Origin of the sequence: Bradyrhizobium sp. AZCC 2289, assembly GCF_036924615.1 — a bacterium.
Taxonomy (GTDB): Bacteria; Pseudomonadota; Alphaproteobacteria; order Rhizobiales; family Xanthobacteraceae; genus Bradyrhizobium.
The window spans coordinates 1651726-1667988 of sequence record NZ_JAZHRY010000001.1; the positions used below are offsets into that span (position 1 = coordinate 1651726).

17 protein-coding genes are annotated in these 16263 nt (G+C 59.6%); 7 read left to right on the top strand and 10 right to left on the bottom strand.

Features of this window, described 5'->3' with window-relative positions; genetic code table 11:
- Positions 1-17: 17 nt before the first annotated feature.
- The 6 genes from V1289_RS08115 to V1289_RS08140 all read right to left on the bottom strand — a co-directional run bounded on the left by V1289_RS08115 (position 18) and on the right by V1289_RS08140 (position 6664).
- A complete protein-coding gene (locus V1289_RS08115) occupies positions 18-2186 on the bottom strand; it encodes a hypothetical protein (protein ID WP_334396451.1) in 2169 nt (722 codons plus the stop codon).
- Positions 2187-2926: 740 nt separating this feature from the next.
- Positions 2927-3742, bottom strand: a complete 816-nt coding sequence (locus tag V1289_RS08120) for a response regulator transcription factor (protein WP_334396452.1) — start codon at positions 3740-3742, stop codon at positions 2927-2929.
- 452 nt (positions 3743-4194) lie between these two features.
- Positions 4195-4410 (bottom strand): ketopantoate reductase family protein, encoded by a 216-nt coding sequence (locus V1289_RS08125; RefSeq protein ID WP_334396453.1) that lies wholly within the window; start codon positions 4408-4410, stop codon positions 4195-4197.
- 1265 nt (positions 4411-5675) lie between these two features.
- A complete protein-coding gene (locus V1289_RS08130) occupies positions 5676-6032 on the bottom strand; it encodes a hypothetical protein (protein ID WP_334396454.1) in 357 nt (118 codons plus the stop codon).
- Entirely contained in the window at positions 6029-6244 is a 216-nt protein-coding gene (locus tag V1289_RS08135) for a hypothetical protein (RefSeq protein ID WP_334396455.1), read from the bottom strand. The genes V1289_RS08130 and V1289_RS08135 overlap by 4 nt, the downstream gene beginning before the upstream one ends.
- Before the next feature lie 162 nt (positions 6245-6406).
- Positions 6407-6664 (bottom strand): hypothetical protein, encoded by a 258-nt coding sequence (locus V1289_RS08140; protein ID WP_334396456.1) that lies wholly within the window; start codon positions 6662-6664, stop codon positions 6407-6409.
- A 265-nt stretch (positions 6665-6929) separates the two neighbouring features.
- On the opposite strand from V1289_RS08140, the gene V1289_RS08145 reads away from it, so the two are divergent.
- The 6 genes from V1289_RS08145 (at position 6930) to V1289_RS08170 (ending at position 10832) form a co-directional block, all read left to right on the top strand.
- On the top strand, positions 6930-7283 hold the full coding sequence (locus tag V1289_RS08145; RefSeq protein WP_334396457.1) for a hypothetical protein: 354 nt from the start codon (positions 6930-6932) through the stop codon (positions 7281-7283).
- A 29-nt stretch (positions 7284-7312) separates the two neighbouring features.
- Entirely contained in the window at positions 7313-7963 is a 651-nt protein-coding gene (locus V1289_RS08150) for a hypothetical protein (protein WP_334396458.1), read from the top strand.
- Complete coding sequence (locus V1289_RS08155) at positions 7947-8555, top strand: hypothetical protein (protein WP_334396459.1); 609 nt, start codon at positions 7947-7949, stop codon at positions 8553-8555. Before V1289_RS08150 ends, V1289_RS08155 begins: the two co-directional genes overlap by 17 nt.
- Entirely contained in the window at positions 8552-8800 is a 249-nt protein-coding gene (locus V1289_RS08160; protein ID WP_334396460.1) for a hypothetical protein, read from the top strand. The genes V1289_RS08155 and V1289_RS08160 overlap by 4 nt, the downstream gene beginning before the upstream one ends.
- An 81-nt stretch (positions 8801-8881) precedes the next feature.
- A complete protein-coding gene (locus V1289_RS08165) occupies positions 8882-9565 on the top strand; it encodes a hypothetical protein (protein ID WP_334396461.1) in 684 nt (227 codons plus the stop codon).
- A 637-nt stretch (positions 9566-10202) separates the two neighbouring features.
- Positions 10203-10832, top strand: coding sequence for a hypothetical protein (locus tag V1289_RS08170; protein WP_334396462.1), 630 nt, complete (start codon positions 10203-10205; stop codon positions 10830-10832).
- Between the two features lie 95 nt (positions 10833-10927).
- Here V1289_RS08170 and V1289_RS08175 read toward each other — a convergent pair whose 3' ends face one another.
- From V1289_RS08175 to V1289_RS08190, 4 genes are all read right to left on the bottom strand, one after another.
- Positions 10928-11278, bottom strand: coding sequence for a hypothetical protein (locus V1289_RS08175; RefSeq protein WP_334396463.1), 351 nt, complete (start codon positions 11276-11278; stop codon positions 10928-10930).
- Between the two features lie 2727 nt (positions 11279-14005).
- Positions 14006-14209 (bottom strand): cold-shock protein, encoded by a 204-nt coding sequence (locus tag V1289_RS08180; protein WP_074279523.1) that lies wholly within the window; start codon positions 14207-14209, stop codon positions 14006-14008.
- A gap of 682 nt (positions 14210-14891) precedes the next feature.
- On the bottom strand, positions 14892-15146 hold the full coding sequence (locus tag V1289_RS08185) for a hypothetical protein (protein ID WP_334396464.1): 255 nt from the start codon (positions 15144-15146) through the stop codon (positions 14892-14894).
- Entirely contained in the window at positions 15146-15409 is a 264-nt protein-coding gene (locus tag V1289_RS08190) for a hypothetical protein (protein WP_334396465.1), read from the bottom strand. The genes V1289_RS08185 and V1289_RS08190 overlap by 1 nt, the downstream gene beginning before the upstream one ends.
- Before the next feature lie 561 nt (positions 15410-15970).
- Between V1289_RS08190 and V1289_RS08195 the strand changes: the two genes are divergently transcribed.
- Positions 15971-16246: a hypothetical protein gene (locus V1289_RS08195; protein WP_334396466.1), complete on the top strand. Its 276-nt coding sequence runs from the start codon at positions 15971-15973 to the stop codon at positions 16244-16246.
- Positions 16247-16263: the final 17 nt, after the last annotated feature.

A 16263-nucleotide genomic window follows, 5' to 3' on the forward strand; every position in this document is an offset into this window, starting at 1 on the left:
GTCCGAGAATATTGGTGCTACCGACGCAGCGCCTCGAACCGCGCTTTCGCCTCCTGGATTCCTGCGGCGTCGGCCTTCGTATAGAGATCTTGCGCTTTGATCGCATCGCCGCGCGTCCCATATGTTCCCCATTTGGCAAGGATCAATGGATCAAAGGTTTCTGCGAGCGAGAAGCTCGCCTGGGCGCTGCCCATCTCGACGGCGCGCTCCAGCACAATCCGCGCTGCGCCTATATCGCCCTGCCGGAGCAGCGTGCTCGCGCGCGCAACCAACCCCGCCGCCACCGCAGCTTCCTCGGAATTGGGCTGAGCATCGCCCTGGGCGCTCGCCGCTGGTGCCTGGTCGGCGGCGGGATTGTTGCTTTCATCGACCGGCTTGTCCCGAGCGTTCGAACCGATGGTCACGAGATTGGTCGCAACCCGTTGCGCAAGCGCGAGATCCCGTTCGATTCGTTCGGCCCTGGCGCGTTCCTGCTGCAGCGAACTGCGCAACGCGGCCAAGTCCCGCTCCGCCATTTGCCTCGCTTGGGCGGCCTCCTCGCTCGCCTTGGCCGCCAGTGCGGTCTGGGTTTCGCGATCGCGACGCGCCGTTGCAAGATCCTGTTCCAGCCGCTCCGCCCGATCGCGCGCGTCCTGCGCGGATTTGCGGAGCGACGGCGCGCCGTTTGCAACCGCCTGTCTGAGCTCTGCCGCTTCGTCGCCGGCTTTACTGGCTCGAGCCTGATACGCGTAGACCTCGCTCCGCGCCAGCGAGAGGTCGCGCGCAAGCGCCTCGGCCCTGTCGTGCTCTTTCTGCATTGATTGCCTCAACTCCGTGGCACTGGCATCCGCCGCCTGTTTCCGCCGCGCAGCGTCCTCGCTTGCCTTTGCCGCCAGCGCGGTCTGGGTCTCGACATCGCGGCGTGCGGTTGCCAGATCCTGCTCCAGCTGCGCGGAACGTTCGCGCTCCTGTTGCAGGGACTTCTGCAACTCCGCGGCGCCGCTCTCGCCCGCCCGTTTCAGCCGGGACGCTTCCTCATCTGCTTTCGTCGCCAGTGCGGTCTCGACACCACGCCGCGCCGCCAGATCCTGCTCCAGCCGCGCGGACCGCTCGCGCTCCTGTTGCAGCGACTTCTGCAACTCCGCCGCGCCGCTCTCCCCCGCCTGTTTCAGCCGGGACGCTTCCTCGCTTGCTTTCGTCGCCAGCGCGCCCTGGGTTTCGACATCACGGCGCGCCTCCGCAAGATCCTGCTCCAACCGTGCGGACCGCTCGCGCTCCTGTTGCAGCGACCTCTGCAGCTTCGCCGTACCGCCCTCTCCTGCCTGTTTTAGCCGAGAGGCTTCCTCACCCGCTTTCGTCGCCAGCGCGGTCTGGGTTTCGACATCGCGCCGAGCCGCCGCAAGATCCTGCTCCAGCCGCTCCGCCCGCTGGCGCTCCTGTTGCAGCGATTTCTGCAACTCCGCGGCGCCGCTCTCGCCCGCCCGTTTCAGCCGGGACGCTTCCTCATCTGCTTTCGTCGCCAGTGCGGTCTCGACACCACGCCGCGCCGCCAGATCCTGCTCCAGCCGCGCGGACCGCTCGCGCTCCTGTTGCAGCGACTTCTGCAACTCCGCCGCGCCGCTCTCCCCCGCCTGTTTCAGCCGGGACGCTTCCTCACCCGCTTTCGTCGCCAGCGCGGTCTGGGTTTCGACGTCGCGCCGCGCCGCCGCAAGATCCTGCTCCAGCCGTTCAGCCCGATCGTGCTCCTGCCCGAGATGTTGCAGCAACTCGACATCGCGCCTTGCAACGGTGAGTTCGCAGGACAGCGTCTCCGCCCCGGGATGCTCCTGCTCCGAAGACTGCTGCAGAACTCCTGTATCGTTCGTCGTCGCTTGCGCAACTTGCACCGATTTGTCGTTGCTGCGCCGGCTCAGCGGCAACGCCTCGAACTCGCCTTCACCTGCCATCCCGACAGAATCGAGATTGCGGGCAGCCGTCGCGTGTTGCGCATCCGCCAGGTATGGCGCTTGATCCGGGGAAGCCCGGGTTTCCGACATCCAAGTCATCGCGAGCATAGCCGCAGCCGCCCACAGGGTCGCGGATCGTCCCTGCGTGGGCAGGGGCCTCATTGTCTTCGCCAACAGCGTCTTGTCCGAATCGTTGCGCGACGAGCCTGCGATGTCGCAGGCCGTATTCACTACCTCATTGAGAATGACCGTGCGACCCATCTGCAATCACCTGTCGCGTGGCGAAATGGCCTGTTCAGATGCGTCATTATGCGCTCCGCCTATACCCGAAACCTATAACTCGCATGGCCTACCCCTTTTGGGGTTAGGCTGCGGAGAATTGTGTTCGATCATCGAAGGCGTGAACTGCTCAAAGTTCCCTTGCGAATTATTTCATGACTTGAACTGATCGCCGACAGCGCGTTGAGGAACCCGCGGTCGAGGCGGTTCTTGGAATCGGAAAATCTCTGCCGACAGGCCGCGACGGAATGCGCTCAACGGTCGTTCACGACGTGCCGACCCGTTGCGCGGATTGCCACGGCAGTCCCGATCAACGGCGACATGGGATTCATGCGCGCCGGTAGTCGTCGCATCCGTGTTCCAGTAAGGCCAGCCCGCGCTTCGATCAAAACGAGCCTCGTCATCAATACCGACCGCCGCACGTATCTGATTGCTCGTCTCTCTGTCCTCCGGACGTAGCAAACGGAGATACCCACGGAAAATCACCCAAAGCTGGGAGCGGCTTCTTTTCAGTGTACTTCTTCGGAGGTACCCCTCAAATGTGCGTCAACCCTTTGGAACAAGGAACGCAGAAAGAGGGAGCTGGCTAGAAAACCGGCGCCGACCGCTGGCCGACACCAGCTCATTTTCAATTCCTCTCATCGCCGGAAAGAAAATCACATGCCGGTTATTTGCGGAGTCGGGCTGCGCCGTTTCAGAGGAGGCGGTCGAGGCGAGGCACCTCAGTGCGGTTTGCTTCCGGTTGGTCGCAACGGTCCTTCAATTTGCTCGATCGCAGAGTTCACCCCCACTGGCGCTGGCAGCTGGCTACCCGCGCCGGCTGCCGGTGGCGGCGGGTTGGTGCTGGTTGTTCGTGTGAGCATCCCCCAAGTCGCCGCCTGTGTGCGATTGTGGACCCGCATCTTGCGAAGGATCGACGCGACATGGCCCTTCACGGTCCCGTCGGTGATGTGAAATTTTCGCGCTATGGATTTGTTGGAATCGCCATCAACCAGACAGCGTAGAATCGTTTTCTCCCGTGGCGAAAGCTGCAGTGCAGCCGCGTCCTGTGGCGTGGCGATGAGCGCCTCGCTGCTGGCGTCGCGTGGGCCAGCATGGTCCAGGGGCTCGCCTTCGGGACCCAGAACGAATAGCAGAAATGCCGCGGGGAGAACTGTTTCACCCATCATTACCAGTTCTATTGATTTGATGAATATTTCGGACGTCATGGCCTCGACGAAATAGCCATTGGCGCCTGTCCGAAATGCTGAAACCACGTCTTCCAGCCGATAGCGATCGGCAACGATCGCGATTCGGCCGCCCGGGTTGCTGCGCCTTAAAAGTTCGATTTGTTCGGTCACTACGTCGAAATCATCGCCAATATGGACAATGAGAAACAGCGGGTGGTGTGGTTGGACTTTGCTGCCAAGAAAGTCATCGGCGCATGACACGGATGCTACGATACGAAAATTTGCCGAACGCAGGATTCCGGCGACGCCGTCTCTAAGTAAACTACGATTTCCAACGAGGACGATTGCGAAAGAATGTCTCCGCCTCATGCTGGCTCTCCCAACCTGCACACAACCAGAAGCTCGACGAGGCACTTGAGCTCCAACTCTCTCACTTGCAGATTTCTGGTAGCGCTAAGGACCCATCCTTCAGTAGAAGAATTGGAGTTTCGGATTCTTGAGTCAGTGAGACGCCCCTGAGCAGCAATGCACTTAGTGGTAATACGGTGGCGCCTGTCTTTCGTGAAAGTTCAATGAGGGTAGAATCAAATTGTCAGTACTTCTATCTACCCTTGGGTATATGCAAGTTGGCGCGGGACCGGAGTTTATCAGGACCGCATGCGTTATATTCGCGCGGCGATCGCAGATAGGCATCCCGTGGTGTGCACGGTTTGAGCAGCGTGCTCGACGCAGCGTGACTTCAGGACTTGGCATGTTGCAGAAACGGAACGAATTGCGTCGAAGCGATTCGGATTTTCGTGCCTGACATCGTGATCAGATGATCAATCTCGTTGCGCTTGCTGTGCAATAGATCTTACGCGGTCGCCCGGAATCGTCACGCCATCCGCCTTCGCAACGGCCACGCATTCGTCGACGAGGTCGCGCATGACGGCAGTCATGCCCTCGCCTTTCACGAGCCGGCCGTAGGGCAATTGCGTAATCGCCGAGGGGGACGAGAGTCCTGTCGTCCCATTGGACAACCTCCTGAAGCTGTTCACCCTCGCAAACGCAGCCTCAGCCGGCTAACCTGCAACAATGCCCATCGCAACGCCTATCTGGACGGGCTCCTAGTAATCAATTAGTAATCGGCCTGCCCGCCCTTCCGCTCATACCGCGCGGCGCTGCGCTCGTTCCTGCGCCGTCGCGATGTCGGCCTCGGTGAGCCCGGCCCGGATGCCCGCCCCTGCGCACTGGCCTAGTTCGACCCTCAGTGGCCTATTTTGAAAATTGCAGTGGCTTAATTTGAGTCCGGTATTGGACAGGCAATTAAAGAGTAACGATTTTGAATATCGGCCATGGGCCAGGCTGAACGACCAACCTGCCCCGGTTGCGGGGCATTCTTGATCCTTGCGCTACCTCCCGGTGGCAAAGGTCCGCGCACGTTCCAGTGCTTCGATTGCGACCGCCCCGATCCGCTGAAGTCGGATCAAGTAACGGACTGGCTGAAGGGCGAGCTACAGCCCCCGAAGTGAGGCCGCCTCAGTTGGCCCCTACGCAGGAAAGCGAAAGCCCGGCAACTGGTGTGCCGGGCTGATCGCAAGTATCATTTTGCAAGAAAAAAACGCTTTAAAGCCGCAATTGACAGCCGTCTATTCCGGGGCAATACGGTCAGCTTATCTGACAGAAAAGGCCGCCTCAGTTGGCGGCCTCTCGGCGAATTTTTTCTTTGCCCAAAAAGAAACGGCCTCAGCGCGGGGGCAGACTGAGGCCGTATGAGGCCGTTCTAGATCGGGCCCGCCCCCGGCGGGGAACGCACCCAATTATTTCAAAAGTTCCATTGGGACAAAGGTTCCAATCGAGAGTGGCCTATTTCGAATCTGCGAGTGGCAAAGCCATCTGGGGCCGTTAGGGAAGGTAGATTGTGCGTCTCTCGGGAAAAGAAGCGCGTTCCCAAAACTCGCCCCGTTGCCACTTGTTCCCGACTTACAGTGGCCTGTTTTGAAAAGCGGGGTGGCCTAATTCGGCCAGTACCCAAGTACTGGTGCTGGCCCCTTTCCATTCAAGGACTTGGTTAGTGGTCACTTTACGTTTTGGGGACTGGCCCCTTTTGATTTTAGGAACCCGCCTGAGTCCGCTTTCGTTTACGAACGGGGCGTCAAAGACCGGGTGCTGTCATGTGGACGCTAGTGGCGCTAGTAACTGCAACCGTATTGATCCCGAGCATTGCAATAATTGGCCTCTTCCATCTCGGGACATTGAAGCGGGTAGAAGACCTCACGCCTCAGGTTGACGAGTGGACCGCCTCACAAGACCGGAAGAACAGCTAGCCCGTAGTTCTCCGACCCAGAGCAGAGATTCGCATGTGGTAAGGCCGCCTCAGTTGGCTGCCTCTTTCGTTGCCGCGCCAGATCGATCGAAAATATGCGCGAACAGTGATTTGCATCGGGGCGGCATGCCCGCCGACAAGCAGCGGGATCAGCGCGCGCCGCAGCCGCGCTTCCGCAACCTGATATGTCATGAAGCCCTGGCCCTGCGCCGCCGCCGCCATGCGCCGCTGTTTATACATGCCGGTGAATTCGCGCAGCTCGCCGGTGCGTCGCAGGAAATGCATGTGTTGCTCGATCCGGTTTGCGGCATCGCCCGCGCGCGTCATCGCAACGTGGTGCGGCGTCAGCGTCACCCTCTGATCGGCCGCAGATTGCGCCAGCGCGCTCGCTGCGTTGCGGTGTCGGGGCTCTCGCTGCAAGCTTGCGGGCCAGCCTGACGATCGCCTGCGCGCTCGATGATGGTGATCGCCGCCGCGCCGGATGCGGTGAGATATGCGAGGGCAGCCTTGGTGTCCAGTGATCGTGCCGGTCGCGCGTCGCCGATCTCGACTTCCATGATCGTCATGGCGCCTGCCAATAGCGAGGACGAGCGGGTTCGTCGAGTCTCAAAGTTGGACACCGGACAGACGAAATGTCGATTCAACGCTACTATCATCCGGTCGCGGAGCAACCGCCGCGCGCCGCGCCAGACTTTGGGGAAAGTGAGAACCCGCTCGTTGAACCCCCTTCACGGGCGGGTTTTCGCGTGCATCCCCGGCGTGACTACAGCGACGCGCGCCGCTGCTGGTGACTTCGCCAGCACCTTGATCGCCGCCTTGATGGTGCCAGCCTCGGCAACGGCGCGGAGCGCGATCTTTTTCATTTCGCCAAACGTCATCACGCCGTTGCCGTGCCTGACCGCAATTTCCAACATCAGGCGCGACGTGTCGTCGAGGTGCCGCCGGTTTTCGAGCATGGCCCGGCAGTCGGCGGCATCGATCGTCACCTCGGCGTCATCGCGAACGCCGGGCCGAGCGTAATGGCGGACTGTCTGCCAGCGTCTCATGGCCCCCCGGCTAGGTGGCAACCTCGGGTGCGTTGCCCCGGGCGCCCCGCCCGTAGGCCCCTGCGTTTGCCCCTATGTGATGGCGGCCCAGCCCAGGAAAGGCATGGGGCGCCCCCTCGCGGCCCCGGCGTTAGCCCTCGCCACCGTTGTCCACCGCAACCGGTAGCGGCTTGCCCTTGCCGCCCCCGCCGCGCTTCAATAGCGCATGCCCGACCTCACCCGCCGCCGCTATCCCGAAGGCCAAGACTGTTGGCACGTCCATTTCGGCGATGTGCAGGTCGGCACGATCGCGCGCCGCGTCGGCCAGCCGCACGATCAGGACGCGTGGCAATGGCTATGTGGCTTCTATCCCGGGTCTGACCCCGGCGAGCAGCATGGCGGCACCGCGCCGACGTTTGATTGTGCGCGCGCGGATTTCGAGGCCGCGTGGCGGGAGTTTTCGGCAAAACGGACGGAAGCCGATTATCAGGCTTGGCGCGATCAACGCGACTGGACGGCGCGGAAATACGCCATGTGGGAGCGTAGCGAGCGGCTGCCATCGCAGCAGGCTCACCGATGAGATATGCCACCGACCGAGCGATCGGCTGATTGATGGCTCTCCAGAGTGACGCTGGCTTCATCCTTGCCAATGCTGACCGGCTCATCACGGTGGCGAGCCGATGCGTGTTCTCGTTCGGGTCGGGCGATGGATTAAACGATCTGCTGTTGCTTCCAGACGACCCGCACGGCGAATGGCGTCAATCTATCGCAGTCTTGCATCGTGACGCGCTCATGATGGCGGCGCTGCGGGTCTCGATCCTGCTCGACCGTGATGATCAAATGGTGAGCTTCCAAGCAGTTCATCGGCTCTTGAAAGACCCTACCGTGGTGACAGGTCTTTTGCAGACGCTTGAAGATCGACACGGGTCGGATGTCCTCCCGTCGTCACGAACCGAACTGATTGAAGAATTCCGACAGACCTATCAAAAAATCGACTGGAAAGTGCACGGTCGACTTGTCCACCTGCGCAATCTTGGAATTGCGCACCTCACGCCGGAGGAGATGAAAAAATCGGTCACAATGTCCGAACTCCGGACCTTGGTTGAGATCGTGAGTCGGCTGACTGCGATCCTGCAGCACCTTTGCCAGAGCCAGATGGCTTTCAATGCCCACATGCTTGAGGAGTACCGCGACCTCGCCAAAAAGGTGATAGGCAAGTCCCTACCGAGATCGAGGAAACAGGATGACCGAGACCCCTGAGGAATTCCGGCAGCGCGTGGATCGGATCGACATCAAGTTTTATTACGAGGATGTAGAGAAGCGCGCGGGACCGTTCCGGACCTTGGCTTTTGAATACGAAAAGCTCGCCGTCGACTATTCCAACAAGAGCTTTCAGACCGTCACCTATCTGAACGGCGGCGCGCTGGTGGCAATCCCAACCGCAATGGCCTTTTTCCGGGCAGACGTGGCAAAGACCGATGTCCTATTTACGGCCGGGCTATTCGTGACTGGTTTGTTTTTCGTGGTTCTTGCACAAGCCGCTGCTTTCTTCACCATGGCGAAACGAGCCGAAGCATCGGACCGCCTGAGATGCGAACAGTTTAACCGGGTTGCCTCGTTGGGATTTCCGCACGACACGCCGCAAAATACTGAATACCTGAAACTTGCGGATGATCGGCATGCGGATGCGAACAAGAGACTGGGCCATTCGGACATATACCGCATCGCCGGGTTGGTGTTCTTTGGCGCGTCGCTGATCGCATTCGTGATCGGCTGTGGCTGGGGTGCCCGAACCGTTCTTGCTGCGAAAGAGCGAGTAGAAACGCCAGGCATCGATAAGCCTATCAAATGACGCAGGGGGGCGGCTGGCAGCGCAAGTTCGATGATCCGATCGAACTGCCGGACGGCACAAGGCTCAACACATTGCGCGAAGCGATTGCCTATCTCGCCAAAGCCATCCCAAAATCAGAACGCAACATGCCAGCGGTGACGACGGCGGCCGAGGTGCTGACGTATGCAGCGGAGCGCGGATGGCCGACGATGCTGGCGCGGATCGGCGTTCATGAAGGCATTGAAGCGCGTGTACAATCCCGATAGGAAGGATCATCATTGGGAACGGCGGAAGCGGGCGCGGGATCGATGACGGGATTTCCATGCCCTGAAGTACGGGGAAATTAAATGACAGGGGCGATCGGCGCTGCAGGGGCGATCGGCGTTTCGATGCGTCTATATTTCTCTTCCTATCATCTCTGGGGAGCCCGACACTTTGCCGAGCAAGCTGCACAGAACGAAGTCGGCCACGTTGGTCCACCGAAATTCGATGTCCTACACCGCGCATACGTGGTCAATTGCCTTCTATCGACTGTCGCTTTCCTTGAGGCCGTGATCAACGAGTTCTTTGATGATGCGGCCGATGGCCACTTCAATTACTTATCCGACATGTCCGGAAATCATCGGCAAGCCGTCGCCGATTTTTGGAAAATGAAGCCTCAACGATTGGAGCGCAGCTCGATCCTCTATAAATATCAATTCGCGTTGCTTGCCACTGGCTGCAGGCAATTCGATGAAGGTGGCGCCCCGCTTCACGACGCGAAAATACTTATAGAGCTTCGCAACCAGTTGGTTCATTCGCGCGCTAAAACTGACCAGACAGATTCAGAACGGCAAGAGCGGTTGCGCAGTCGGACGGAACGACTGTTCCCTCCAAATGCACTCGTGCAGGGGTCGGGTAATCCTTACTTTCCGGATCATTGCTTGGGGGCTGGTTGTGCAGAATGGTCGGTTAGGTCAGCTTTGGCCGTAACCGACGAATTTCTCGCTAGGACAAAAGCAAAAGCCAATTACCAAACAGCCCGATTCTAAGAAACATCGCGCCGGTCACGGTCCGACGTTCACGTCAGTCACGGACGGGTTAACACCGTGCATCATGCCGATGAGCGAATGACCCAATATTCGGAATGCATCCCGGGCGTCGTAATTCCAACAGGACCATCGTTGGGCGTCCAAGGGGTGAGATGCCAGCTAGAGCCATCACTGGCGTGAATCACCATCTCTGACCCAGAGGCGGTAACGATAGACGCCGACATTCTCTCGTTGTTGCTGCGCTCGATCCTCAAAATATCGCCAGCGGCGGGTGACCTTGGGGCACCGCTCACTTGTGGCGATTCAGTAATACAAAACGACGTGCCGACATCAATTTCTTGATGAAGTGTACTTGCATCCCAGCCCATAGTGAAACCCTTTCCCTTGCACCGTTTCCGCCGATGTATGATCTCCGCTGAAAAATCCAAATGAAAGGCCCGGGTAGACCGGCAATACCCGATCGACGGGGCCGCCGCCGAGCGCCCGTGCGGGCGCCGCACTGGACGAGGCCCTGCGCCTGCCAATTTTCGGCGCACCACGGGCCGCCCCGCGCGCTCGCCGGGGTATTGCCTAGCCCTGCGACCCGCGATCAAGATGTCTCGATGCCGACCGAACTCGACCAGCGTGGGACACCCTCATGAAAAAGCAGTTGTCTTGGAAGTGGTTTGACCATCGCACCGACTTGCCGACGTGGCTAAAGGCCGGGATTGGTCAAATTGTAGCCGAGTGGTCAGTGCTGGAGCGTGAGTTAGAAGAAACCGTTCAAGCGCTCCTGGATGTCGAGATCGCACTATCCAGAATCGTCGTGAACTCGATGCAGGCGCGGAACCGCATCTTCGTCATTGATTATCTTGTGGAGTGGTGTGTGTACCACGACAAGCTGGACCATAGATTTGCCGATCGATTCACTAAGTTAGCAAGTCGCATCACGAGCAAGACGCAAGCAAAACGGGATATGGTTGCCCACGGACTTTGGACCAAGCGTGACGGGAAATGGTACGTGCTCCGCCTTCGGGCCTCCCGGAAAACTCCCGAACTTAGGCCCGATTTCGAGAAAGTGTCGCGTCCCGTTGTACCTCAAAGGGTGCTGGTCACGCGAGAAATGGTGGCTTCGATAGCCGAGGACATCATCTACGACGCGAAGGAGCTGCAGGCTTTTTGCGCCGAGGTTTACGCCGCGCTGTCTCCATCGCGGTATAAACCTCTTCAATACAGTCGTCGTCGCCAGAAAACCGCCAAGAAAACAGCGCGGCGCGCCCGGCCCTGATCATCTCGGCGTTGACTTTGATTTCATGCGGACCAGATATCTTGGATAGTCGGTCGACTTGCGCTGCGGCCATGGGTCTTTCCTCCCCCTTCCGATCACGAGCGCACGAATCGTGCGGCGGACTGCTCGACACGGGTCCAGTCGGCTCGGCGCTGGCGCTCCAGGGCCAAGCCCTCAGCCGCCATCGCCTGCATGATGATCCCGTCGACTTCAATGCCGCTCAGCGTGCCCTTCTCGACGATCGCATCCACCAACGCCGTCACGACAATCGGGTGAGCACGCAACATCGCTTCGGCTTCGGCCTCGGCATACGCAATCAGCGCACCTGCTGCGCTTGGCGCCGCGCACGCAATCGCAGCGAACGCGCGGGCTTCGGCTTGATCGTGTTCGGCTGAAATAGTCGAGCACCTTCTCGGCCGCGTAGTTGAGCGGATGAAATGAGGCATGTGGCCATTCGCGGGTTTCGATGATCTCGCCGTGGTCGTAGGGCCGCGTTGCGTATTGCCAGACGTTGTTGTCCGAGCAGCTGGCGAAGGGCGGCTCGAACCGAAAACGGTTGTTCGGCGACGGATACACCCCGCCCTGGATGGTGACACGGTATTTCGGGACTTCCCGGTGCCAGCCGATCGGCGGCGGTTTCGTAAAGGACCACGCTGTGGGATCCTTGCGCACCTCGCGCGCCGCGGCATTGGCTTCCAGGGTTCGGCTTTCGCCGGTGGGGCTGTAGATCGTGGCGGTGCTAATCATGGCGATGGTTCCTATTCCCATTCGTAGATGGTGAGGGCTGATCCTGGTGCAGACGCGATGCCGACCCATGCCGAGCCCATCTGCTGCTGCGGGCCGCTCGCGGTCGAACCCGAAATTTCCACCCGATCGTAGGGCAACAGCGTGATACAGCCGGAAGTTCACCTGTCAGGCATGCGGCCACCGTGGTGCCGTGTCCGGCCGCTCTTTGAGCAAGCGCGCATGGGCACAGGCTCATAACGCAGAAACCCGCCGGGGTTGAGGTCGGCGGGTCTCCGTATTCTCGCGGTAACTTGGGGAGGCTATCCGCGATTGAGCCAATGCGTACCAATCCGTGATTAACAATTTATTAGGATTGTACCTTGTTGCCCGCGATCCGAACGACAACGGGGCCAGCCTTCTGCGTCGGGTCCGGCTCGGCGAGGAAGTCCGTCACCAGACTGTGTTGTTCATCTGGAGGACCCGCGGCGCCCTCACCGCTCCTCGTCCGGATGCACGAGTTCCGACGAAACCATTTCTCCAGCCGACGAAAAGCTCGTGAAACAAAGGCGGTCTAGCCTCCCCGTCGCTCAAACAACGGGGTTCGATCATGTTGGCCCTACTCCTCAACGCGATTTACCGCCAATTCCTCAAGGCCGCCCTTCCAGGCATGGCAAGCCAGGGAGCAAGGCGATGACCGAGGTAGTCACGGCACTATTTGTCTTTTTCAGCATCTATATGCGCTAGTGAACCGGAGGCTCACCTCCTCTTCCGGATGCACCAACTTGTAAAGCGCGATCTCCTCCGCGTCTCGGTGAGCCTGATCATGTGCACAGGCGGCGCGTACACGACTGCCAATTTCTTCGCCAGCCCCGCAAAAGAAACGGCCCCAGCGCACCGTTTTGCTGAGGCCGTCTATTGCTGCCGGAACCCCGGCTGGTTTGGCCCGACTCATAGTCGCCAGCCGAGGTTCCGGCACACGAAGGCAATGCCGTAATTGTCGCGTTCTTGTGGCGGCGCAAAAGAGACCTGGCCGGGTAGGTGGATCAGTTTGATTGTGGCAGGCTCACGCACTGGAAAACGGGTGAGTCGGGGCGCATATTTCGAGGATGACCAGCGGAACGCAAGTCACGGTTCTATTTTGCTGCCCGAAGTGCGGCGCGGGCTACCAAAGCACGCAAGAACAGCACCCGATCCGGACTTCCGGTAGCTTCAAATGTCAGGCGTGCGGAATCGAGGTTTACTCATGGTCTGGCATTTATGATTTCTTCGATTGGAAAGCCGTCGAAATGAAACCTATGACCTTCGGGAAGAAGCTTTGACCGACAACCAACTCGCTTCAAACTGACCCACTACCCCGGTGCGAGTTTCCACCGCGCCGGTCTGGCTTCGCCGATTATCTGGACGCCCTTGCTCTCATGATTCCTGCTTCCGGTTGGTCAAGCCGGGGCGGCCCCGCCCGCTTTGGCGATGCATCGGATGCGTCGCCTAGAAGAAAGCGATGAGACCTGCTATAAAGCTCCTCAAGGCTTCCCGTGAGATGGGCGCGCGCCCTTCGGAACGCAGGTCTGACAGGTGTCCCGAGCGGGAACGAAAGAGGACGTTGCCTCGCCTGTCTTCATCTTCCCAGCCTCAGCAGTCTCTAAGCAGCGCGCCGGGCGTGAACCGGCGGGCTCACCGTTCCTCGTCCGGATGCACCCACTTGTAAGGCGCGATCTCCTGACATTATGCGACCGCAGAGGATGGCCGCTCGCGATCACCAGTTCGGCGGCGGCGTGACCTGCGCCGGTTTGCGACGATCGGCCTTATAAGCGGCGATGCAGCGATCGGCGGTGGCGTTGCGATCGCTTCCGACGGCGGCTCGCTGCCGGAGGTCGAGGGTAGCGGGCTTTCGATGACGGCGAGGAACGCCAAACCGGCAGGGGTAATTTCCCATCCGTCATTGTCCCGCAGAACCAATGATTGGCTGAAGATATCGAGATCAGGGGCGCGGGCGGCCAAACGTTTCGTCCGATTGGTCCAGTCGGGGCCGCTAGAAATCAAAATTGCTACCGCGCGCCTAAGATCGGCAAGCGAAGCGCGGCCCCCGGGATGCCCAGCCAAAACTTTCAAGACTGTAATTTGAAAACTCACCAAACGCCTCGAGACGCAAGGGATAACCTTAAAAATTCAATGCGAGGAGCCTACGCGTTCTTTCCGAGAACGTGTGTCGACAAACGAACATACGTTTCGGGGGCGGAACGATTTTTCGCGTAGTGCGCTAAATGCGCAACAGCCGGCGGAGAGAGTCCATGGAGTTATCCGCAGCATATCCACAGGCGCAAAAGCGAGAATATGCCTTGTTCGACAACGCCTAGCTGCGCACAAATCCACAGGCATTTGATAAACTCATGCCGCCCAGGAAAAACCCGCCGGGCGTGAACCCGGCGGGAAATTGACTCCGACCCTCGTTAGCCGACTCTCAGATTCTCCGCGGACGTCTTGCCCCGGTTTTCCTTCTCTTCGTAGCTTACCTTTGCACCCTCATTGAGACTGCTCAGACCGGCTTTTTCCACGGCCGAGATGTGCACGAATACGTCTTTGCCGCCGCTGTCGGGTTGGATGAACCCAAATCCCTTGGCTGGATTGAACCATTTCACAGTGCCTGTCGCCACGTCGCTCTCTCCCTTTTGAAGCAATGGTGGCAGCGTAGGGCGGGCGCGCAGTACACCGCAAGCAAAACCCGCCGGGCGTGAACCGGCGGGCTCACCGTTCCTCGTCCGGATGCACCCACTTGTAAGGCGTGATCTCGCGCGTTTCGGTCAGCTTGATCATGTGCACCGGCGGCTTGCGGCAGGGGTAGTCCTTGATGGGTAGGAACGTGTTTTAGAAATCCGCATTGACCATTTGCGGCGGGGTCCCCTCATGTAACACCCGCCGCCAGCGGCCCCGTCTCTTGCGCCCCCAAAGATGAGGGGGCCGTTTGGCGCGAACCGCACAACGCCCGCCCAAGCGGAATGGCAGGACGGCAATGCGATATCTCAAGCTGGCCATCATAGTTTTGGCATATGTGCGATACGACCCATTTGGTGTGCGCCGGCAGCTATCCGAACACCGTCTGGCATATATCCTTTGGAGATATCTCGGACGATGGTTCCGCGCGTGTGGAAAGCTGCGGGCCGCCGCTAAGAAGCATCTTCGCGAAAAAACCGCCACCGGGTTGAAAGCGGTGGCGGCTTCTCGACTTGCCACAGTATTGACCACCAGAAGGTCGCCCGCAGAGTGGCCCGTATCCTTTAAAGGAAATAAAGAAAAGCCCGCCGGGGTCGCGACCGGCGGGCCGTCTCACTTACGCGCTCAATCCAGCCGGGCCCGGATGAGCGTTAGCACGGGCGCCGTGGCGGACTCTGGCGGCTGCAGCTCGGCCCTTAGTGCCCTGACCCGTTTTAGGGGGTCATAGATGCTAAAGGAAAGCAGCTCGGAATCTTCTGCCGGCATTTGGAAGAACCCCGGGGCGGTATCGCTGCCCATCAGGCTCTCGTGGACTTTGACGGCGACTAAAGCCATCTGCTCGATTTGATGAAGCGAGAGATCGACATCGTTCATGTCCATCACACCGTCCCCACGTTTTCCAATCGCGCGTCCGGGTGTATGTCATCCAAGGCGTCGATAACAGAGATTATGATTGCGTCGGCTTGGTCGTGGGCTAAGACGCGCGAGCGGCGCAGCTCAGGCAACAATTCCAGTAGTGCGAGAACCCCGGCTATCGTGGTTGGTACCGTCCAGACGAGCTCGTCCAGCGCCTCGGTTTCCGCGTCCTGAGCGGCATTCAAGACGGCCTCGCTATCGCCCAAGATTGCCTTGTGCTGCTCCATTTTACCATCGAGCGAGGCGTGGGCAGAAGCATTCAACTTGCTGAACCGGTCGGGCGGGCCGTCCGATAGTCTTCGATCAGCGAGAAGATGGGATCGACGTCAGAGGGCGCTAGGGCGGCCATAGGCGCCGTGGCGTCCGCCGAGGCTGAAACGGTCGCCAGCGCCAGGACAGCGCCACCGGCGGCCACGCCAGCGGATTGGGACAGGAAATGCCGCCGCGTCGGATCTGCGGGCATGTTTGTGGGTGGCGTGCTATGCACGCGATCAGCTTGGGTCATTTGGATTTGCGTCCTTCGTGGCTCGGGTTAGAGCCGGGAGCGAGGTGGCAGCCTTGTCCCGGCTTGCTTCTATGTTATCATAGCTGATGGCCAAATCAAGTTATGATAACATAGCAAAACCGGTCAGAAAGCGATCCGCCAAGACCGGGACGCTGGTCGGCGTTCGCTTGCAGTCCGAACAGATCAAGGCGGTCGATGCATGGGCGGCCAGGCAGAAGCCTCCTGTAACCCGCCCCGAAGCCATACGGGGCATCCTAGAACTAGGACTGAATGCGAAGGGGAAATGAGCGCTGGACCGCCGGAAGAACGCGTGATCTGGCGCAAACGCTTTCAAGGCCAGCATTTTGATTTTCGGGGCAAAAGCATTTTCACTCGCTTTGACGGTTGCGAGTTCGTGAAATGCACACTGCTCATCGACTACCTAACAGAGCAACTAGCGTTCACTGCCTGCGTGTTCAAAGACTGCAACATCGATAAGTTGGAACAGGATGAAGGGCGCGGGTTGTACGTGAGGGATAATTTCTTCGATCGGCCGCTAGACCGAAGTTTTCACCCATGAATCGCATAAGTATCTGA